Source organism: Actinosynnema sp. NPDC002837 (assembly GCF_040295345.1).
Lineage (GTDB): Bacteria > Actinomycetota > Actinomycetes > Mycobacteriales > Pseudonocardiaceae > Actinosynnema.
In genome coordinates this window covers 1-20532 of record NZ_JBEOVG010000101.1, presented here as the reverse complement: position 1 = coordinate 20532, position 20532 = coordinate 1, and the positions used below count along the sequence as shown (strand labels likewise).

Genomic DNA, 20532 nt, shown 5'->3' with positions numbered 1-20532 from the left:
GACTGCCACCGACGACCGCGAGACCGGTTCAGCACTTGGTGCACGGCACGGACAACGCGGCGCATGGGGGAACATTGCGTGTGGTGACGTTACGGCGGATCGACGCGGTCTTACCGCGGGCCGGGCGGAGGACCAGGACATGACGACCACGAGGACCGCGCAAGGGTGGTCGCTGCTCGGCGAGTTACCCGAGCGGGTGGTGTCCGGCTGCCTCTACGACTCGGCCGGTTGGCTGCGCATGTGGGAGACGACCCGTGTCGAGGGCCGGGCGCGGCACGGCTACGTGCACGCCGAAGGACAGGTCCTCCCGCTCTACGCGCTCGGCAGTTCGCCGTTCTGGCACGGGTACGTCACCCAGGCCGGGCAGGCGCGGCTCGGGAGCCGCCACGTCTTCGCCGGCTCCACGTACTCGATGTACACCAAGCGCGGCGCCTTCCCGCAAGCCCTCGCGCGCGGCGCGCACGCCACCGCGATGGAGTGGATCGACGCGGGCGAGGCGGACCTGCTGATCGCGCCGAACCTCACCGAGGCCGCCGCCGCCACGTGGGAGGACGCGGTCGGACCACCGGCCGGTCGCGTCAAGCTCGACCGCACGTACAGCTCGGAGTTGTCCGGCGGCTTCGACGACCACCTCGGCCGGTTGCCCAGGAAGCTCCGCATGGACGTGCAGCGGCGGTTGCGGCGCGCCGACGAACGCGGGCTGCGGATCGACGTGGTGGAAGGGCCGGAGGCGCACGACCTCGTGCCGTCGGCGCTGCCGCTGGTCGTCGGAACCACCGACGAGCACGGCTGGCCCGCGTTGTACGACGAGGACACCCTGCACGCCCTGCTGCGGACGCCCGGTGCCCTGCTGGTCGTGGCACGGGTCGAGGACCGGGTCGCCGGGGTGTTCTTCGGCTTCCGGCACGACGCCGAGGTCACGTTCCTGTGCAGTGGCGTCGACTACTCGGGCCTCACCGAGCTGAGCACGTACGTGGCGATGATGTACCGCTGCACCGAATGGGCCTACGCCAACGGGTTCCGGCGGATCGAGTGGGGTCGGGACAACTACCGGTTCAAGGAGCGCCACGGGCTCGACGGGACCGACCTGTGGGCGCTGGTGTACTCGCCGGACCCGACGCCCGCGCTGCGCGCGGCCCTGGCCGAGATGCACCGCGTGATGGTGGCCTACATCGAGGGCGGCGAATGAGCCCCGGTCGCAGCCGCGCCGCGCTGCTGTTCGGCGCGCTGCTGAGCGTCAACGCCTCCTACACGCTGCTCATCCCGTTCGTGCCGGACCTGGAGGAACGGGCGGGCGCGAACCCGACCGTCGTCGCGCTGACGTTCGCGGTGTTCGCCGGCGCGAAGGCGGCGGCCCAGCCGTTCGGCGGGATGTGGGTGGACCGGTGGCGACCGGGTGACGTGGGGTGCGTGGCGCTGCTCATCGCGGCGGCGGGCATCGTGGTCACGGCGATCGCGCGGGATCCGGCCATGCTGCTGGCCGGGCGCGCCCTGTGGGGCATCGGCGAAGGTCTCGTGACACCGGCCCTGTACGCGGGCATGGCCGCGCTGTGCCGCCGCTACGACCTGCCGGCCAGCCGGATGATGGGCAACTTCGGCACCTTCGCGGTGGCGGGCTTCCTGCTCGGGCCGCTGGCGGCCGGTGTCGCGGCGCCGTTCGGCCTGGACGCGTTGTTCCTGTTCGGCGCGGCGGTGACGGCGGTGACCGCGTTCGGGCTGCGGTGGGCCGTGCCGCGCGACGTGCCGGCGCCGGTCGAGGAGGAGCCGGAGGACGACACCGCGACCGGTGCGGCGACCGGCCGGTGGTGGACCTGGGTGCTGGTGCTCGGCGCGCTCGACCTGTTCACCAACCTCACCTACTCGGCGCTGGAGCCCGTGCTGCCGCTCTACCTGAGCGCCGACGGCGAGCAGTCCGCGCGGGGCGCCATCTCGCTGGTCTTCGCCATCGGGCTGGCCGCGTTCGGCGTCGTCAGCTGGTTGCTCGGCCGCTACGCGGGCAGGCTCGGGCTGGTGGCGATGGCCAGGATCGGCCTGGCGCTCGCGGCCGTCGGCACGGCCGGGCTCTACGCGAGCGCCGAGGTGTGGCCGGTGGCGGTGTGCTTCGTCGTGCTGATGGTAGGCCAGGCCGCGCTGTACCTGACCGCGCGCCGGGGCGTCGTCGAGCTGCGGTCGGCCATGTCGCGGCAGGGCAAGGCGTTCGGGCTGTTCGGCCTGGTGTCCGATATCGGCAACATCCTCGGACCGCTGGTGGGCGTGGCGCTGTACGAGCTGACCGGCCGGGTGTCGTTCCTGGTGATCGGCGCGCTCAGCGGACTGCTGCTCGCCGCCCTGCTCGCGCGGAGGTACCGCCCGGCGCCGACCCCTCCCGTCGAGGACGGCCACGTGCGGACGGTCGTGCTGTTCGACCGCGCCAACCCGCTGGAGCTGGAGTCGGGCCGGACGCTCGCGCCCGTCACGGTGGCGTACGAGACCTACGGCGAGCTGAACGACGACCGCTCGAACGCGATCTTCGTCTGCCACGCGCTGACCGGCGACTCGCACCCGGCCGCCCACCACCCGGACGACCGGCCCGGGTGGTGGCGGGACATGGTGGGGCCCGGCTGCCCGGTCGACACCGACCGGCACTTCGTGGTGTGCGCCAACGTGCTCGCCGGGTGCTCCGGCACCACCGGCCCGACCTCGCCGGGACCGCACGGCGAGCCGTGGGGACCGGACTTCCCGCCGATCGGCATCACCGACATGGTCACGGTGCACCGCGCGCTCGTGGCCGAGCTCGGCGTCGAACGCCTGCGCGCCGTGATCGGTGGTTCGTTGGGAGGCATGCAGGCCCTGGAATGGCTGTTGCGCGCGCCGGACGACGCCGACGACTTCCTGATCGTCGCCGGCACCGCCCGGCACACGGCGGAGAACCTCGCCTGGAACGCCGTCGCCAGGACCGCGATCCGGTCCGACCCGGACTTCCACGAGGGCCGGTACCCGCCGGGCCGGGGACCGGCGGCCGGTCTCGGCACAGCGCGGATGATCGGCCACCTGACCTACGTGTCCGAGGACATGCTGGCGCGGAAGTTCGGCCGCGATCGGCGTGCCGCGAACGGCACGGGCCCTTCGGTGGTCACCGGGCCGTTCGCGGTCGAGGGCTACCTGGAGCACCAGGCCGCGAGCCTCGTCGAGCGGTTCGACGCGAACAGCTACCTGTGCCTGATGCACGCCATGGACAGCTTCGACGCGTTCGCCGACGACCGCCCGTGCGCGCCGTTCCGGCGCAGGCCCGGGGTGCACCTGTTCAGCTTCGACTCCGACCGCCTGTACGGGCCGGAGCACGCGCGCTACATCCAGGCCAACCTCGCCGCCCGCGGCCTGCCCGCCGAGCACCACCAGGACCGCACGACCGACCGCGGCCACGACGCGTTCCTGCTCCACGTGCCGCCGTACCTGCACCGGGTGGGGGAGGTCCTGGCCCGGGAGTCGGTCGTGCGCGGCGCGGACGACGGCGGCTGACGCGCCGCGGCGAGCTGGTGGGCGACGGCGTTCGACGGCGAGCACGGCGCCCGCCGCCTGCACGAGCAGGCGGCGGGCGCCACGGACGGCCAGGTGGCGCTGATCGAGCGGGAACTGGGCCTGGCGGACGGCTCCCGCGTCCTCGACGTCCCGGGCGGCACGCCGTGTCCATCGGGGCACGCGGACACCACGTCACGTGCGTCGACCTGAGCGAGGACTACCTGGACGCCGCCCGACGGCGCGCGGCCGAGCACGGCGTGACGGTGGACGCGGTGCGGCTGGCCCGAGCGGCGCCGCGGCGGTTCCCGCGACCACCGGTGAGCCTGGACCTGCTCAGGCCGAGCAGCACCCAGAGCGCTTGGGGCGCCCGGCGGACACTGCCGAGCGCCGCCGTGCGGGAGGCGTGGGCCGCCGTCCGCGACCAGGTGCTCGACGCCGGTCTGGTGCTCGCCACCCACCTGCGGACGCCGCGGCGGCGTGCGTCCGGATGACGGTCCCGGTGGTCCCCGCCGCCGACGCGCCGGGGAACGGTTGTCCCGTCAGACGACCGCACGCCGTGCCGCACGCGCCGCCGCGGCGGCCCCGAACCCGGTGAACAGCGCCACCGACACGAGGTCCGTCGCCGCGTACCACTCCGGATGCCACTGCACGGCGAGGCAGAACGCCGACCCCTCGGCCGACGCCGCCTCGACCACGCCGTCCGGCGCCACCGCCTCGACCCGGAGGCCGGGCGCGAGCCGGTCGATCGCCTGGCGGTGCAAGGAGTTCACCTCGACGCCCGGCTCGCCGAGCAGCCGGTGCAGCACGCCGCCTGCGGTCAGGCGCACCGGGTGCGCGGGCAGGTACTGCTCGTCCCGGGGCAGCGAGAGGTCCTCGGTGTGCCCGGGCACGTCGCGCAGCGTGCCGCCCAGCGCCACGTTGAGCTCCTGCAAGCCCCGGCAGATGCCGAGCACCGGGACGTCCGCGCGCAGCGCGGCGGGGATGACGCTCAGCGCCAGCTCGTCCCGGTCGGGGTCGGCCCGCCCCGAGCCAGGCTCGCCGCCGTACCACCGCGCCAGCACGTTGCTCTCGTGCCCGCCGAACACCACGCCGTCGAACCGGTCCACCACGTGCGCCAGGCCCGGGGCCGGCCCGCCGACCACCACGACGTCGCAGCCGGAGACCTGCTCCAACGCCCGCACGTACACCTCGCGCACCGCCACGTGCGGCACGCCGTCCACCTGCTCGACGGCCGCCGCGAGGGCGACCAGCGGCTTGCCCGTCACCCGGCCACCGCCAGCGCGCCCGCCAGGTCGGCGATGAGGTCGTCCACGTGCTCCAGGCCGATCGCGAGCCGGATCGAGCCGGGCGACACACCCGCCGCGAGCCGGTCCGCCTCGGGCAGCTGGGCGTGCGTGGTGGACGCGGGGTGGGTGGCCATCGAGCGCACGTCGCCGATGTTCGTCACGTGCGAGATCATCCTTAGCGCCTCGATGAACCGCGTGCCCGCGCCCAGCCCGCCCGCCAGCTCGAACTGCACCAGCGGACCGCCGTTGCCGCCGGTGTACCGCCGCAGCCGCTCGACCTCCTCGGCGTCGCCGAGGCCGGGGTGGCGGACCGAGACCACCGACGGCTGGTCGGCGAGGTACCGCGCCACCGCCTCCGCGTTCTCGCCGTGCGCCCGCATCCGCAGTGGGAGCGTCTCGATGCCCTGGAGCAGCAGGAACGCGTTGAACGGGCTGAGGCACGGCCCGAGGTCGCGCATCAGCGTCTCGCGGGCCTTGAGCAGGAACGGGCTGCGCCCGAGTGAGCTGTCCAGGTTCGCGCCCGCCTCGGTCCAGACCACGTTGCCGTGCGCCGGGTCCGGCTCGGTGAGCAGCGGGTGCCGTTCGGCGTGGCGCGTCCAGTCGAACCGGTTGGAGTCGACGATCAGGCCGCCCAGCGCGCTGCCGTGGCCGCCGATGTACTTCGTCGCCGAGTAGACCAGGATGTGCGCGCCGAACTCCAGCGGCCGGCACACCAGCGGCAGCATGGTGTTGTCCAGCACCAGCGGCACGCCGAGCTCCTCGCCGATCGCGGCGACCTCCTCGATCGGGAACAGCCGCAGCTTCGGGTTGGGCAGCGTCTCGCCGAAGTAGCACCGGGTCCGCGAGTCGGTGGCGTCGGCGAAGTTCTCCGGCTTCTCCGGGCTGACGAACCGGGTCTCGATGCCGAACCGGGCGAACGTGTTGGCCAGCAGGTTCCACGTGCCGCCGTACAGCTCGTTGGAGCTGACCACGTTGTCGCCCGCCTGGCACAGGTTGAGCAGCGCCAGCGTGATCGCCGCCTGGCCGGAGGAGACGGCCAGGGCCGCCGGGGCGTCGTCCACCGCGGCGATCCTGGCCTCCAGCACGTCGCACGTGGGGTTGTTCAACCGCGTGTAGGCGTGACCGTCCACGCGCAGGTCGAAGATGTCGGCGGCGGTGGCCGCGTCGGGCAGTTCGTACGCCGCGGTCTGGAAGATCGGCGTCACGACCGGATCGGTGATGCCCAACCGCAGCTCGGCGCCGCCGTGCACGACGCCCGACTCCACCCGCCGGTAGGTCTTGCCGGCCGACCTCGGCCGCTCAGGCGGCGACATGCGGCTGCTCCGGCTTGTAGGTCATCGACTCCACGATGGCGCTGATCGCGCTTTGCTGCCCCTCGGGCCCCTTGGTGAACAGACCGCCCAGCTGACGGTCCACCGCCGCGTAGTTCGGGTCGGCCAGCCGCACCCGCCGCGCCTTGCCGAGGTTCCAGAACGGCGTGCGCGGGTCCAGGTGGTGCTCCAGGTGGTAGTTGTCGTTGTGGATGCAGGTGAGGAACTTCTCCCACGTGCGGCTCTTGCGGTTGCGCGTCATGTAGAGGTCCACGTTGGAGTCCCGCACCAGGGGGGTGTGCTCGGACAGCTCGATGTACCAGCCCAGGATCTGGAAGCTGGTCAGGTAGGGCACCACCCAGAACAGCAGCAGCTCCAGCGTCCAGCCCTGCGACGCGCACACCGCGACGACGGTCGTCCAGAACGCCCAGAAGCCGACCCGGTCGAGCACCCGCTTGCGCTTGCCGATCGGGGTCTGCGGCGTGTCCGCCGACCGCACGCGGCCCTGCTTGAGCAACCGGTAGCGGTTGCGCACCAAGTACTTCAGGTACGCCCACGTCTGCGTGCCGAACAACGGCATGATGACCGTGCGGAGCACGTACGCGCGAGGCGAGGACATCTCGTAGGCCCGCTGTTCGATGAAGAACTTCAGGTCCGGGTCGCCCTCGGGGTTGCCCAGCTTCGGGTGGTGCGTGAAGACGTGCGAGATCTTGTACGCGTAGTGCTGCTGGAAGATCGGGTAGGCGGTGAGCACGGTGCCGACGAACATCTGCACCTTGCGGTTCGACGCGCCGATGCCGTGCGCGCAGTCGTGCAGGATGGTCGACAGCCCCCGCTGGCGGGCGCCGATCACGAGCACCGCCAACGGGTAGAACCAGTAGGAGACGCCCAGGCACAGCCAGGCGCAGAAGGCCATCCAGACGACGTCCTCCAGCCAGGCCAGCGCGGCGTGCCAGTTGTCGCTGCGGTTGAGCTCCTTGATGCCGTTCTCGACTTCCTTCGGGAAGCGGTACATCCGGTAGCGCTTCCCGTCGAACGCCCAGGTGTACTCGTCGGACATCAGCGGCTCCTCTCCCACGAAGGTTCCGTTGTGGCGCACCGGTCTCAGTGGTCGGTCGCGCCGAAGCAGTGGCTGGGCAACGGCGGGAAGCCGTTGAACCCGACGGACGCGTACGGCGTCGTGTAGGCGCCGGTCGCGAGGATGTCGACGTGATCGCCCGGTCGCAGGTCGACCGGCAGCGACACCGGTGTGCGCTCGTAGAGGACGTCGGTGCTGTCGCACGTCGGTCCCGCGAGCACGGCCGGGGCCGCTTCGTCGGCGAACCGGCCGTTTTCGCGCACGGCGACGACGGGGAACGCGATGGCCTCGTCCTCGGTCTCGACCAGGCCGTTGTACCGGCCGACGTCGAGGTAGACCCAGCGCAGGCCGTGCTCCCGCTCGGTCACCAGCACGACCTCGGACCGGATCATCCCGGCGTCACCGGGCAGGTACCGGCCCGGCTCGACGATCAGCGTCGGCCGGGTCGGGAAGGACTCCGCGACGGCCCGGTCGATCGCCGTGAAGTAGGTTTCCAGCGCGGGCACGGTCGCCTCGTAGCGGACCGGCAGGCCGCCGCCGAGGTTGAGCAGGTCGAGCTCGATGCCCTCGGCGGCCAGCTTGGCCGCGACCCGCGCGGCGGTGGCGACACCGCTCGCCCAGCTGTCCGGCTCGCGCTGCTGGGACCCGACGTGGAACGTCGTGCCGCGCGGCGTGAGCCCGAGCGCCACCGCGTCGCGCAGCAACGCGACCGCGTCCTCCTCGGTGCAGCCGAACTTCCGGTTGATCGGCCACTGCGCGCCGGTCGTGTGGACGATGAAGCGGCAGCAGACCTCCGCGCCGGGCGCGGCCCGCGCGACCTTCGCCAGCTCCGCCGCCGAGTCGATCGAGTAGAGCCGGATGCCGCGCTCGTGCGCGTAGCGGATCGCCGACTCCTTCTTCACCGTGTTGCCGAACGAGATCGACGCCGGGTCCGCGCCCGCGGCCAGGCAGGCGTCGAGCTCCCCGACGCTGGCGACGTCGAAGCCGCAGCCCAGTTCCACCAAGTGCCGCAACAGGTCCGGGTCGGCGTTGGCCTTCACGGCGTAGTAGACGGCGGCATCGGGCAGGGCCGCGCGCAGTTCCCGGTGCCGGGCGGTGACGACGTCGAGGTCGAGCAGCAGGCACGGCGTCTCGGGCCGCGTGGCGTCGAAGAAGTCGCGGTGCGCCGCGTAGAGCGCAGGGTCCACCGGTCGGTCGTCGGTCAATGTGAAGCCTTCCACCCCAGGCGGCGGCGACGTGTGGTCCGGCCTCGGGAAGTGGGCTGCAAGACACCGCCGTCGTGACTGGCGGTCATCATGCCGACGGCCCGGACGCGGTGTCAACGAATGCCCGCGCCATGACTTCGGAATACCTGTCGGCGTGGAATTCTCCGGCCTGGCAACGATGTCCGGCCCCAAGGCCGTGGGCGTGCCGGAACTCCGGAAACCTCGACCCGAGGTCAGTCCTCGGGCAGCACACCGCGCACGAAGGCGGCCTGACCGACGTGCTGGAGGTCGTCCTCGATCACGCTGAGCAGCCGCACGGCCAGCGTCACGGGTGGGTCCCACGACTCGTCGACGACCCGCGTCAGGTCGTGACCGCTCAAGCCGCGCAGGTACGCCGCGGTGCGCTCGTGCACCGCCCGGTGGTAGTCGCGCAGCAGGGCGGCGGGCGCGTCCACGGCGGCGACCCGCTCGCCGCCGTGGCCGTAGCCGGTGTCGTCGGCGGGCAGCGGCAGGCCGAAGCGCTCGACCCAGCCGTCGGCGGTCCAGACCTGCTCGTCGCCCGCGACCTCCGCCACGTGGTCGTCCTGCACCCGGGTCAGGTGCCAGACCAGCCACGCGATCGAGTTGGCCGAGCCACCCACCCGGTACGTCAGCCGCGGTCCGGCGAGGCCGTCCAGCACGCGTTCCACGGACTCCCGAACCCGCCCGAACCCGTCCAGCAGCACGTCCACCGCGGTGACCTCGGCCATGAGCCGCCCTCCGTCCTTCGATGCCCGGCACCGGCACGCTACCGCCCGTCCGCGAACTCCGCGGGACGGGCGGCAGCGCGGTGAGGGGACCGGTGATCGTCGAACGGCTACTCGAAGAACTTGAGGCCCCACCCGGTGTCCGCCGTCGCGCCCGGCACGTTGGCGCGGCGGTAGGTCGTGTTGCCCCACCACACGAACGTGCCGGTGTACCAGTAGCGGTTGTCCCAGTGGTAGGGCGTGCCCTTCGGCACCGCGTGGTACATCGTCGGGAACTTCGGGCCGGCCGGCGGACTGGTGGCGATGTCGCCGTCGAGCAGCACGAACGTGTGGTGGCCGGGCCCGTTGACGTGCAGGGTCGGGTCCCAGCCGGTCATCATGGTGGCCCGGTTGGAGCCGAACAGGCAGCCGTTGGACTTGTACCAGTCCCACACGTGGGTGGGGTCGCCGCCGGCGCGCAGCCGCAGGTCCGCCAGGCAGTACTGCTCGCTCCAACTGCCGTTGGCCGAGTACACCACGTGCAGTTGGCCGTTGGGGTCCTTGATGACCTCAGGCGCCTCGTTGATGAACGGGTTGCCGACCACGCGTTCCCACGGCTCGCGCGGCTGGGAGATGACGTAGCGGTTGCCGACCGCCGTGAGCGGGTCGGACATGCGGGCGATGTAGAGGTTCTGCTCGACGTTGGTGGTGCACTCCCACCCCGACCAGATGAAGTAGCGCTGGCCGTTGAACGTCACCGGCACCCCGTCGATCGCCCACCGGCCACCCGGCAGGGCGAGGGAGACCTCACCGGTGTAGCCGGAGTCCGGCGAGGCGGAGCTGATCGCGTACATGCGGTGCGCCGCGTCGTGGCCGGCCGTGAAGTAGATGTAGTACCGACCGCCGTCGCGGACGATCTCGGGCGCCCACACCGAGCCGAGGTTGCGCGCGTCGCGCCACACGAGGCGCGCGGTCGCGGCGGCCAGCCCGTCCGGGGACGACGCCTGGCGGACCTGGATGCCGCCACCGCCGACCTGCGCCGAGACGTAGGTGCCGCCGACGCGGATCACGCTCGGGTCGGCGGCGCGCAGACCGGTCTGGCCCAGTGCGGACACCTGGCAGTCGGCGGACGTGGTCGGTTCGGTCGCGGAAGCCGTCGGCGCGGCGAGGGCGAGGGTGGCGATGACGGCGGTCGCGGCCGCCGTGAGCCGCCTGGTCCTTGTCGTGGACGTTCCTGCGGGTGTTCCTTCGGTGCTGGAGGAGAAGCGCATGGGGTCTCCTTTGCGGTGCCTCGAAGGCGTGGTGGGAACTCACCGTGAGAGCGCTCTCGCACCTCGAGGCTAGTACGGAGACCACCTGCCGGGAAGGGGCGCACCGCAGGATCGAACGCGGCGCCGGAACCGGGGCGACAGGCCAGGCGTGCATCGGCAACGCGACGGGGGGACGGCGCCGCAACGCCGTCCCCCCGTCGTCGAACCCGCTACGCCCGCCGGGACTCCAGGGCCTGGATGATCCGGGGCCGGAGCTCGACGGCCGGGATCACCGCGTCGACGGAGCCGACCTCGACCGCGCGGCCGATGCTGTGGATCCGGTCGAACTCGCGCGCGATCTCGCTCTGCTTCTCGGCGCGGACCGCGGAGCGCACCTCGTCCAGCTCGGCCGTCAGCGCGGCCCGGTCGGCGCCGGTCGCCGCCGCGCTCCTGGCCTCCAGGTCGCGGACCCGGGAGTCGGCCGCGGTGCGGGCCGCGACCTCCCGCGTGAAGACCACCGCGGCCGCGGGCGCGCCACCGAGCACGGAGGCGAACGAGCCCTCCACGGCGAGCACGGTCATGTTCGGGTTCAGCGCCTTGGAGAACACCACGAACGCGCCACCGTGGTACCGGGAGATCACGCAGAACACGATCGGACCCCGGAAGTTCACCACGGCCCGGCCGATCTCCGCCCCGTACTCCAGCTGGAGCGCGCGCATCGACTCGGGCGAGCCGTCGAACCCGGACAGGTTCGCCAGCACCACGACCGGCCGGTTGCCGCTGGCCGCGTTGATCGCCCGCGCCACCTTCTTCGACGACTTCGGGAACAACGTGCCCGCGGTGTAGGTGTCCGGCCCGTCGGTGGGCGGGAAGCCGCGCCGCTCCACCGGACGTGACTCGATGCCCACCAGGGAGACCGGGATGCCGCCCAGGTGCACGTCCTGCACGACCGCCGTCCCGGCGTCGGCCATGCCCGCCCAGCGCTCCAGCACCGGGCGGTCCTGGTCGGCCAGCGCGCGCATCACGACCCGGATGTCGAACGGCTTCTTGCGGTCCGGGTTGTCCTGCGCGGAGAAGATCTGCCCGACCGCGGTGAAGTCGCTGCCCGCCGCGTGGTGCGGGTAGCCGGTGACGTCGCGGTCGTGCGGGTCGGTCGTCGCCACCCGGCGCGGCCCGTCCTCACCGGGTGCGACGTAGGTGTGCTCGTAGTACGCCATCAGCAGGTCCCGGGCCGACGGCAGGTCCGGCGCCCAGTACTGCGCCTGCCCGTTGGGGCCCATGACCCGGTCGTAGCCGCCGATGCCGAAGTTGTCCTCGGCGGACACGCCGCCGGAGTAGTCCAGCGACTGCTTGCCGGTGAGCACCATGGCCGAGTCGGGCGTCATGATCAGGACGCCCTTGGTGTGCATGAGCATCGTGGCCTCGGCGTTCCAGTACGGCTGGGCGCCGACGTTGATGCCCGCGACCACCACGTTGATCTCGCCGCCGCCCTGGGTGAACTCGACGATCCGCTTGAGCGCGGCGGCCACCCAGTCCATGTTCTCGGTGCCGGACTCCATGGAGATCCGGGCGCCGGCGGACAGCGCGTACCACTCGACCGGCAGCTGGAGCCGTTCGGCCAGGTCGAGCGCGGCGATCACGCGGCGGCACTCCGGTTCGGACAGCGCGCCGAGGGAGTCGGTCGGGTCGCCGAGCAGCACGACGCGCTTGACGCCCTCCGGGTGCCGCGCGGTCGGCGTGCTGACCACGCCCGCGACCATGGCCGCCGTGTTGCGGCCCTTCGGGCGGTCCACGGGCACCAGCGCCTGGGTCTCGTCCAGGTCGTACTCGGTGAACTCGCCGATCATGCCGGTGATCTCGTACGGGTACGCCGTGTTGCGGCTGCTCGCCCGCAGCACCTTCTGCCGGTAGCCGTCCAGCGGCAGGATCGGCGCGTCGGACGGCTCGCCGAAGGAGAGCGTCGGGGTTCCGGTGGTGTCGAAGGAGATCCGCAGCGCGACCCGCACCAGCTCACCGGACTCGTGCCGCTGCCGGAGGATGAACTCGATCTCCTCCAGGCCCGCGCCCGCCGTGGTGGGCAGGATCCGCTTCGCCAGCATCTCCAGCTCCTCGCGGGTGATGTCGCTGGCGGGCCAGACGTAGACCACGATGCGGTTGGTGTTGAACCGCGCCGACGACGACCGCAGCGACTGGGCGCGCCGGATCGAGTCCAGGCAGGTGGCCAGCGTGTTCTCCGCGGTCGGCAGCGCCGCGAGGCGGCCGTCGTGGTCGCGCAGGGCCACCAGGTCCCGGATCTGGCTGAAGGCCACGATCCGCTCGTCGGCGCGGTTGTCCCGGGCGACGCAGTGGAACAGGTAGACGTCCTCGTCGGAGGACGGCTGCCGGGTGAGGTCGAACTCGCGCAGCCGCTCCAGCTGCATCCGCTGGGCGATGTAGGGGTGCAGCCCCCGGATCAGCCGGTCCTCCGCCATCCCGGGACCGGCCGGGCGGAACGTCACGTGCTGGTGCCCGACCGAGCCGCCGCGGCCCGCGACGGTGAGCGTGAGCCTGCGGACCTGCTCGGGCAGCGGGTGCGCGCCGACCACGGCCGCCAGCGCGGCGGCCAGTTCGGCGGCGTCCTCCGGCTGGTCGCGCCACGCGAGGTAGACGTCGGCCTCCAGCGTGCCCGTGCCGGCCGCCAGGGTACCGAGGCTGCGCAGCGCCTCGCCGAGGTCGTCGTGGCTGGTCGCGGTGGACACCACGGTGAAGTCGGTGCGCTCGGCGGTCACGAAGGTGCGCTCGCCGATCGTGCTGGTGCGGATGTCGACCAGGCGGTTGTTGCCGTAGTACCGCCGGGTCAGCACTTCCAGCATCAGCGCGTTGTCGAGGGGGCTGCGCTCCAGGTACTGGCTGAACAGCCGCACGAGCGGTTCGGTGGTCCGCACCATGCGGGCGACCCGCTCGTCGCGGTCGGGCGCGTCCGGGTGCTCGGTCAGGTACCGCACGTGCTTGCGGACCTCGGCGTAGGTGCGGGCCCGGTTGCGGCGCAGCAGCGGCTGGCCGAGCCAGGCGAACACGACGCCGCGCGCGAGGTCGGAGACCGCGGGGAACCGCACCTGGGTGGCCGAGACCAGGTGCTCCAGGGCGAGCCCGACCGTGTCGCGCAGCGCGTCGTCCGGCGGCGCCTCGTTCAGCCAGGACCGCAGGATCGCCGCGACGACCCCCGCGTCGGCGGTGGCCCGTTGCAGGGCGAGGAAGATCCGGAAGACGGCGGCTTCCAGCTCCGGGGTGCGGTCCAGGCTGGTCACGCCGTAGTGGGCGAGCGCCGTGGCGAGCTTGCGCTGGAAGCGCTCCGGCAGGCCCGAGCGGTCCACGTCCAGGCTCTGCAGGTAGGTGTGGAAGAACTCGCGGGCGCTGTGCACGTGGCCACCGCCGCCGGTGTCCTCGCCCGCGGGGCGGTTGCGGCTCAGCTCGGCCAGGTCGGCGAACGCCGTGAGCAGGGCGACCTCCCCGGCCAGCGGACGCCGGCCCGCCGCGGTGGCCTCCTGCCGCGCGTCGAGGTAGTCCCGCAGCACCCTGGCGTCGTCGTGCGGGTCCACGTCGAAGCCGAGCAGCTGCCCGCGCAGCTCCTGCAGGCCGCGCTCGACGCGGTCGGCGGGGGAGGCGTCCGGGAGCGGGGCGAGGTCGAGCTCGACCGGCTGGTCGGCGGCGGTGTCGGCGACGTCGTTCTCGGCGAGGGGTTCCAGCCGCAGCAGCGGCGCGCCGCTGGCCACCTGGCTGTTGACCGCCACCGCGCACTCCTTGACGCGTGCGGCGAACGGCGCGCGCAGCACCGTCTCCATCTTCATGCTCTCCAGCACGAGCACCGGCGCCCCGGCCTCCACCTCGTCGCCGACCCCGACCGGGGTGGCCACGACGAGCGCGGGCGCGGGGGAGCGCAGCACGCCGCCCTCGTCCCGGCTGACCCGGTGCGCGACGCCGTCCACCTCGACCAGGACCACCGGGCCCGTGGTGCCGATGAGCAGGCGGTGGCGGGTCCCGTTGACCCGGATCTGCCCGGAGTGCGGGTCGAACCGGTCCAGCTCGACGTCGGCGGCGCCGACCTGGCCGCCGGCCTCGATGCCGACCCGGAACCGCTGCGCGCCGACCCGGGTCACCCGGACCCGGTAGGTGACACCGCGCAGCTTGAAGTCGAGGCTGCGGCCGTGCTCGTGCCGCACCTGCGGCCGGCCGCCGAACGCGGTGGACAGCAGTCGCTGCTGCTCGGCGCCCTCTTCTTCCTCGTAGGCCTGGATCGCGGCGGTGGCGACGGCTACGGCGGCGTGGCGGTGCGCGACGAGCCTGCCCTCGCCGCGGACCCGGTCGATCCAGCCGGTGTCCGCGCTGCCGTCCAGGACCTCGGGCTGATCCAGCAGGTCCAGGACGAAGCTCTTGTTGGTCGCGCCGCCGTCGATGACCACGGTGGTGTTGCCCATGGCGCGGCGCAGCCTGCCCAGCGCCTCGGTGCGGTCGCGCCCGTGGGCGATGATCTTGGCGATCATGGAGTCGAAGTCCGCCGGGATGGTGTCGCCCTCGCGGACCCCGGTGTCCACCCGGATGCCGGGGCCCGAGGGCAGGGAGAGCCGGGCGATGCGCCCCGGTGACGGCGCGAAGTCCCGGTCGGGGTCCTCGGCGTTGAGCCGAGCCTCGACGGCGTGTCCGCGCTCGACCGGCGCCGCGCCCTCCAGCCGGTTGCCCGCGGCCACCCACAGCTGGGCCTTGACCAGGTCGAACCCGGTGGTGGACTCGGTGATGGGGTGCTCGACCTGCAGGCGGGTGTTGACCTCCAGGAAGGCGAACGTCCGCTCGCCGGGGTGGTAGAGGAACTCCACGGTGGCCGCGCCCCGGTAGCCGACCGCGTTGGCCAGCCGCTCGGCGGAGGCCTTGAGGTCAGCGGCCTGGTCGGCGCCGAGCACCGGGGACGCCGACTCCTCGATGATCTTCTGGTTGCGCCGCTGGACGGAGCAGTCGCGCACGCCCAGCGCCCACGCCGTGCCCTGACCGTCCGCGATGACCTGAACCTCGACGTGGCGGGCGCCGGTGACCAGGCGTTCGAGGAACACGACGCCGCTGCCGAACGCCCGCGCGGCCTCCTGGCTGGTGCGCTCGTAGGCGTCGGTCAGGTCGGCCTCGTTGGTGACGACGCGGATGCCGCGACCGCCGCCGCCCGCGGTGGCCTTCAGCATCAGCGGGTAGCCGATCCGGGCCGCGGCGGCCAGGGCCGCGTCCAGCGACTCCACCGGACCCCGGCTCCACGGCGCGACCGGCACGCCGACTTCCTCGGCGAGCAGCTTGGCGCCGATCTTGTCGCCGAGCCTGCGCATGGCCTCGGCGCTCGGGCCGACGAACGCGACCCCGATCTCGTCGCACAGGGAGGCGAACGCCGGGTCCTCGGCGACGAAGCCCCAGCCCGGCCAGGCCGCGTCGGCGCCGGTCTCCACCAGCGCCTTCTTGAGCACCTTCAGGTCGAGGTAGGGACGGGTGGACGCCGGCCCGAGGTCGTAGGCGACGTCCGCCTCGTGGACGAACGCGGCGCCGCGGTCCACGTCGGTGTGCAGGGCGATCGTCTCGATCGCGGCACCTGTCTCCTCGGCCAACTCCCGGGCCGCGTGGATGAGCCGCATCGCGGCTTCTCCTCGGTTGACGATCGCGATACGGCGGAACATCCGACCGGTCATTCCCTTCTGTACGTGCCCTCGAGCCTGTGGTGCCGATCCGGGCCGCGTCCGTGCTCTTCCCCGGGCCGACCCGCGCTGTGCCGCGGCCGGCCTGGGAAGACTACGGCCACCAGGCGGCTCGTACCCCCACGGGAAGGGCATTCTCGTCGCCACGAACGCCCTCACCTGCACTTTTGCCACGACCGAGGTGCGGCTTCGCGCCCCGTGCCACCGCGAGAACCACACCCGACGAACATTCGCGTTTCGTGATCCCCGTTCGGTGAGCGGTGTTCACCTGATCGAGGACGGCGGGCTGTCCGGCGCCGAATCGGAGTTGGCCGCCTCGACGGACGATGTGTGCGATATCGCTCGGGCTCGTCGAATGGAATTCGTCGGGCCGGTGACGATCAGCGCTCGAAGTCGACCCGCATGACGACCCGGCGCAGGGTCGGGTGGCTGACCTGCGTGAACCCGGCCTCTTCGAATACCTGGCGCGCGCCGACGCGCATCTCGCCCCAGATCACGTCCCGGCCGGGCTCGGTGATCATCGCGTAGGCCTCCAGCGCGCGGGCGCCGCGACCGCGGGCGAAGTCGACCGCAGCGCGGGCCAGCAGGTAGGTCAGACCGCGGCCCCGGAAGCCCTTGCGGACCACGAAGCAGGTCACCGCCCACGTCGTGCCGTCGTCCTTGTCCTCCTCACGTCCCTTCCACGGGATGCGGGACGTGCGTAGCTTCGGGTACGCCGTGCGCGGCTCCACCGCGACCCAGCCCGCCGCCACCCCGTCGACGTAGGCCACCAGACCGCTCGTGACCTGCGCGTCCGGGGTGTCGCACGCGGTCTGCTCGCGGAGCATCGCGGTGCGCTCCTCCTGGGTGGTGTCGCGCCAGAACCAGCCGACGACCTTCAACCGCTGGCACCGGCACTGCCCCGGCTCGGAGGTCCCGAACACGTCCCGCAGGTCGTCCCACGACGCCTCGTTGGCGGGCACGACGTGGACCTGCCCCTCGGTGATCGGGCCCGTCGTCCCGGCCCCCGGCACGCGCAGCGAGGTGTCGTCGGTCATGCGGGCAGGCTAACCACGGTTCCGGACGTTCTGCTTCCGCAACCGGCGAACCTGGGACCGGTAGGGCGCCTGGTCCGCCGCACGCTGTGGTCACCACGTCAGCGGCTCGGAAGGCAGGACACCGTGTTCAAGAAGCTTCGGGACAAGATCGACAACGCCACGCGGCAGGCGACGGCGCGCGGCGAGCAGGACTTCCAGCGGCACGCGGCGCAGTTCCAGCGGGAGGCCGCCGCGGAGGGGCACGACATCCGCCCGCAGCTGCCGACGCTCGGCATGGTGTCGCACGCGTTCGGCACGATGACCGACGACCCGGCGATGGCCGCGTTCCTCGCGCTGCCCGGCGAGGAGCAGTTGCGCCAGCAGCGCGAGGTCAACGAGTACGGCCGCAACCTGCGCAGGCTCCACGAGTCCGGCGAACCGGCCACCGCCGTGGTCCGCACGCTCGAACCGACCGGGAGGGCGGTCGCCGGCCAGCTCCAGTACACCTCCGCGCTCGACGTGACCCGCGCGGACGGCACGACCTACCAGACCACGATCACGCACCTGGTGCCGACCATGGCGTTCTCGCAGTACACCCCGGGCACCTGGCACGAGGCGCGGATCGACCCCGCCGACCCGGCCAACGTCGGGGTGTTCGGGCTCGTCGACTGAACCGCCCGCGGGGACACGGACGAGGAGGTCTCATGTTCCCCTACGGGAGGTTCTGGTGGGCCGGTCTGGGCCTGCCGGAGGACCCGAGGCGGGACCGCGAGGCACGACGCAAGGTGTGGCTGCTCAGCGCGCCGACCTCGCTGAGCTGGGCGGTGGTCGGGTGGTCCGGCGCGCTCGGCCTCCTCGACGGCTTCCGGCTGATGGCCCTCGACCGGGTCGACGCCTGGGGGCGGGGCCCGTCGACGATCTCGCTGATCGTGGTCTTCGGCGTCTTCGTCACGATCGCGTCCACGCTCGGGTTCGCCATGAGCTGGGCCGACTGGGGAGCCTCCTGGTGGTCCGGCACGGGGTCCGGCGTCGGCCGGTTCGCCACGTTCCTCGGCCTGGCGATCGGCACGGCCCTCGCGGCGTCGTCCTGGACGGTCCCCGAGGCGGTCGGCGGCCGTCCGGCGGCCGACGGACGGCCGGGGGAAGCGTGGATGCTCGTGGACTGGGTCGTCTACTACGCGCCGTACCTCCTGCCCGGCGTGTTCGCCGAGCTCACGGTGGTGACCGGCGCACTGCTCGTGCACGCGGCGCGGAAGACGGCGAGGCAGGACGCCTCACCCGACCTAGAACACACGGGGTGGCGGGTCACGGGGCGGATCGACCACGTCGAGTTCGCCCACGACTGGGGGATGGGGAGCCCGCGGTTCGCGGTCCGCGTCACCTACCAGGGCACGTCCGGCCCGCGCACCGCCGTGGCCACCATGATCACCTCGGTGTTCGCCGCGCCGGTGGTCGGCGCCGCGGTCGACGTGTTCTACGACCCGGCCGACGACGAGTCGATCGTCGTCCGAGCACGGCACGACCAGTCGGCGCGGTTCCCGTACTGAACGCGCCGTGATCACGGGCCCGCGAAGGCTCGATAGGGTCACCGGGTGCCCACGGTGAACCTGCGCCACTCGGTTCGCGCGGTCGTCCTGGACGAGGACGACCGCGTCCTGCTCTGCCGCCACGCCGTGCCCGGCCCGGCCGGCACGACGGTGGTGTGGGCCGCTCCCGGCGGTGGCGTCGAACCCGGCGAGACCCGGCTCGCTGCCCTGCGCCGCGAACTGCGCGAGGAGGTCGGGCTCACCGCCTTCGACGCCGAACCGCTGCCGGCGTGGCGTCAGGAAGCCGTCGGGCCGGACTACGCGCCGGGCCACGACGGCGTGGTGAACGACTACTTCCTCGTCCGCACCCGGTCGTTCACGCCGCGCGGCGCGCTGTCCGACGGCGAGCTGGCGGCCGAGCACCTCACCGGCCTGCGCTGGTGGTCGTTGCCGGAGGTCGTCGGCTACCGCGGTCCCGACCTGTTCTCCCCGCGCGACCTCGCCACACCGCTGGCGGCGCTGATCGCGGACACGCCCGCGGCGTCCGGGCCCTGAGCCCCGGCACTCCACGTGCGTGGCCGGAGGCATGCGCCAAGATGTCCGGATGAGCGCACTCACCTTCGGTCACGACGACGACACGTTGATCATCGTCGACGGTCAGGTCCTGGAGGTCTTCCAGCGTCGCACCGAAGGCTCCCTCCGGGTTCCGCTCGCGTGGCTCGGCGTCTGGCTCGAAGCCGACAAGCCCGGCCGGACGCGGATCGTGATCGGCGCCCGGACCACTCCCGGAGGGCCGGTCTACTCCGAGCAACCGCAGGAGCTGTACCCGTTCCGGAGGCTGCCGGTGAGCGCGGAGGACGTGACGCGGTACCGGGCGTTCTTCGTCGACGTCGCCGCTCTCGCGGGCCGGCCCTCCGCGTGACGCGCCGGACGACGGGCTGATCGGATCGGTTCGCCGCGGTCGGGCGCGGTCGGGGTGGCCGAGGGCAGGGTTGACGTCGAAGGGAGGCCATCGTGATCTCGGCACTCAACCGGCTCGTCGACCTGGTCGAGGAGCACCTCGGCGAGGAGCTCGACGTCGACGGGTTGGCCAGGCGGCTCGGCACGACCGGGTACCACCTGCGCCGGATGTTCTCGTCGTTGGCGGGCATGCCGCTCTCGGAGTACGTGCGGCGGCGGCGCATGACCGTCGCCGCCGCCGACGTCGTCCGCGGCGAGGGCGACCTGCTCGACATCGCCGTCCGGCACGGCTACGGGTCGAGCGAGGCGTTCGGCCGCGCGTTCCGGGCGGTCCACGGAGCCAACCCCGGCGACGTCCGCCGCGGCGGAGGCCCCCTTCGCGCACAACCGCAGCTCAGGTTCCGCCTGACCGTCGAAGGGAGCACCCCCATGGACACCCGCATCGTCGACCGCCCCGCGTTCCGGCTCGTCGGGCACGCGACCCGCGTCCCGCTCATCCACCACGGCGTCAACCCGCACATCCAGGAGCACATCACCGCGCTGCCGGCGGAGGAGCACGTGCGGCTCAAAGCCCTCGGCGACACCGAGCCCCAGGGCCTGCTCCAGGTCTGCGACGACGTCGACCCCGACGGCGCCGAGGGCAGCGAGCTGACCTACCTGCACGGGGTCGCCGTCACCCGGGACACCCCGGCGCCCGACGACCTCGACGGCATCGACGTGCCGGCGGGCAGGTGGGCGGTCTTCCGGACGGCCGGGGCCTACCCCCAGGCCTTGCAGACGACGTGGGCCGCGACCGCGACGGAGTGGTTCCCCTCCAACCCGTGGCGCCTGCGGCCGGGACCCTCGATCGTCACCGTCCTGGACCGCGCGGACGACTTCAGCACCGCCACCTGCGAGCTGTGGCTGCCCGTCGAACCGGGCTGAACGGCACCTACCGTCCACAGTGGAGGGCCGGTCGGCGAACGGGCGTTCGCCG

16 protein-coding genes are annotated in these 20532 nt (G+C 72.7%); 8 read left to right on the top strand and 8 right to left on the bottom strand.

From position 1 onward, the window contains the following. Positions 1–139: 139 nt before the first annotated feature. From ABTZ99_RS38625 to ABTZ99_RS38615, 3 genes are all read left to right on the top strand, one after another. On the top strand, positions 140–1189 hold the full coding sequence (locus ABTZ99_RS38625; protein WP_499618025.1) for a GNAT family N-acetyltransferase: 1050 nt from the start codon (positions 140–142) through the stop codon (positions 1187–1189). Then, positions 1186–3498, top strand: coding sequence for a homoserine O-acetyltransferase MetX (metX, locus tag ABTZ99_RS38620; protein ID WP_499618024.1), 2313 nt, complete (start codon positions 1186–1188; stop codon positions 3496–3498). The genes ABTZ99_RS38625 and metX overlap by 4 nt, the downstream gene beginning before the upstream one ends. Before the next feature lie 164 nt (positions 3499–3662). Then, positions 3663–3989 (top strand): class I SAM-dependent methyltransferase, encoded by a 327-nt coding sequence (locus ABTZ99_RS38615; protein ID WP_499618023.1) that lies wholly within the window; start codon positions 3663–3665, stop codon positions 3987–3989. A gap of 48 nt (positions 3990–4037) precedes the next feature. Here the strand turns inward: ABTZ99_RS38615 and ABTZ99_RS38610 are convergent, their stop codons facing one another. The 8 genes from ABTZ99_RS38610 to ABTZ99_RS38575 all read right to left on the bottom strand — a co-directional run bounded on the left by ABTZ99_RS38610 (position 4038) and on the right by ABTZ99_RS38575 (position 17091). Continuing rightward, positions 4038–4763, bottom strand: a complete 726-nt coding sequence (locus ABTZ99_RS38610) for a gamma-glutamyl-gamma-aminobutyrate hydrolase family protein (protein WP_499618022.1) — start codon at positions 4761–4763, stop codon at positions 4038–4040. Continuing rightward, complete coding sequence (locus ABTZ99_RS38605) at positions 4760–6097, bottom strand: O-acetylhomoserine aminocarboxypropyltransferase/cysteine synthase family protein (RefSeq protein WP_498786166.1); 1338 nt, start codon at positions 6095–6097, stop codon at positions 4760–4762. The genes ABTZ99_RS38610 and ABTZ99_RS38605 overlap by 4 nt, the downstream gene beginning before the upstream one ends. Further along, positions 6084–7154, bottom strand: coding sequence for a fatty acid desaturase (locus ABTZ99_RS38600; protein WP_499618021.1), 1071 nt, complete (start codon positions 7152–7154; stop codon positions 6084–6086). The genes ABTZ99_RS38605 and ABTZ99_RS38600 overlap by 14 nt, the downstream gene beginning before the upstream one ends. A 44-nt stretch (positions 7155–7198) precedes the next feature. Continuing rightward, a complete protein-coding gene (locus ABTZ99_RS38595; RefSeq protein ID WP_499618020.1) occupies positions 7199–8359 on the bottom strand; it encodes a type III PLP-dependent enzyme in 1161 nt (386 codons plus the stop codon). A 251-nt stretch (positions 8360–8610) separates the two neighbouring features. Next, positions 8611–9126: a mycothiol transferase gene (locus ABTZ99_RS38590; RefSeq protein WP_499618019.1), complete on the bottom strand. Its 516-nt coding sequence runs from the start codon at positions 9124–9126 to the stop codon at positions 8611–8613. Positions 9127–9233: 107 nt separating this feature from the next. Next, entirely contained in the window at positions 9234–10373 is a 1140-nt protein-coding gene (locus ABTZ99_RS38585; protein ID WP_499618018.1) for a glycoside hydrolase family 43 protein, read from the bottom strand. A 209-nt stretch (positions 10374–10582) separates the two neighbouring features. Continuing rightward, the gene (locus ABTZ99_RS38580; RefSeq protein ID WP_499618017.1) at positions 10583–16036 is read right to left on the bottom strand and encodes an ATP-binding protein; all 5454 of its coding nucleotides are present in this window, start codon (positions 16034–16036) and stop codon (positions 10583–10585) included. A 398-nt stretch (positions 16037–16434) separates the two neighbouring features. Beyond that, positions 16435–17091 carry a GNAT family N-acetyltransferase gene (locus tag ABTZ99_RS38575; RefSeq protein ID WP_499618016.1) on the bottom strand — a complete coding sequence of 219 codons (657 nt, stop codon included), beginning with the start codon at positions 17089–17091 and terminating at the stop codon, positions 16435–16437. 123 nt (positions 17092–17214) lie between these two features. Here ABTZ99_RS38575 and ABTZ99_RS38570 point away from each other — a divergent pair, with 123 nt between their 5' ends. From ABTZ99_RS38570 to ABTZ99_RS38550, 5 genes are all read left to right on the top strand, one after another. Next, positions 17215–17742, top strand: coding sequence for a hypothetical protein (locus ABTZ99_RS38570; protein ID WP_499618015.1), 528 nt, complete (start codon positions 17215–17217; stop codon positions 17740–17742). Between the two features lie 32 nt (positions 17743–17774). Then, entirely contained in the window at positions 17775–18617 is an 843-nt protein-coding gene (locus ABTZ99_RS38565) for a DUF3592 domain-containing protein (RefSeq protein ID WP_499618014.1), read from the top strand. A 45-nt stretch (positions 18618–18662) separates the two neighbouring features. Then, entirely contained in the window at positions 18663–19151 is a 489-nt protein-coding gene (locus tag ABTZ99_RS38560) for an NUDIX domain-containing protein (protein WP_499618013.1), read from the top strand. Positions 19152–19200: 49 nt separating this feature from the next. Beyond that, on the top strand, positions 19201–19518 hold the full coding sequence (locus tag ABTZ99_RS38555; protein WP_499618012.1) for a hypothetical protein: 318 nt from the start codon (positions 19201–19203) through the stop codon (positions 19516–19518). 92 nt (positions 19519–19610) lie between these two features. Continuing rightward, complete coding sequence (locus ABTZ99_RS38550; RefSeq protein WP_499618011.1) at positions 19611–20480, top strand: AraC family transcriptional regulator; 870 nt, start codon at positions 19611–19613, stop codon at positions 20478–20480. Positions 20481–20532 lie beyond the last annotated feature (52 nt).

Excerpts from the sequence above, each read along its gene's own strand:
- ABTZ99_RS38625 (WP_499618025.1), top strand. The coding sequence starts at position 140 with ATGACGACCACGAGGACCGCGCAAGGGTGGTCGCTGCTCGGCGAGTTA.
- metX (WP_499618024.1), top strand. The coding sequence starts at position 1,186 with ATGAGCCCCGGTCGCAGCCGCGCCGCGCTGCTGTTCGGCGCGCTGCTG.
- ABTZ99_RS38605 (WP_498786166.1), bottom strand. The coding sequence starts at position 6,097 with ATGTCGCCGCCTGAGCGGCCGAGGTCGGCCGGCAAGACCTACCGGCGG.
- ABTZ99_RS38600 (WP_499618021.1), bottom strand. The coding sequence starts at position 7,154 with ATGTCCGACGAGTACACCTGGGCGTTCGACGGGAAGCGCTACCGGATG.
- ABTZ99_RS38590 (WP_499618019.1), bottom strand. The coding sequence starts at position 9,126 with ATGGCCGAGGTCACCGCGGTGGACGTGCTGCTGGACGGGTTCGGGCGG.
- ABTZ99_RS38585 (WP_499618018.1), bottom strand. The coding sequence starts at position 10,373 with ATGCGCTTCTCCTCCAGCACCGAAGGAACACCCGCAGGAACGTCCACG.
- ABTZ99_RS38580 (WP_499618017.1), bottom strand. The coding sequence starts at position 16,036 with ATGTTCCGCCGTATCGCGATCGTCAACCGAGGAGAAGCCGCGATGCGG.
- ABTZ99_RS38575 (WP_499618016.1), bottom strand. The coding sequence starts at position 17,091 with ATGACCGACGACACCTCGCTGCGCGTGCCGGGGGCCGGGACGACGGGC.
- ABTZ99_RS38565 (WP_499618014.1), top strand. The coding sequence starts at position 17,775 with ATGTTCCCCTACGGGAGGTTCTGGTGGGCCGGTCTGGGCCTGCCGGAG.
- ABTZ99_RS38555 (WP_499618012.1), top strand. The coding sequence starts at position 19,201 with ATGAGCGCACTCACCTTCGGTCACGACGACGACACGTTGATCATCGTC.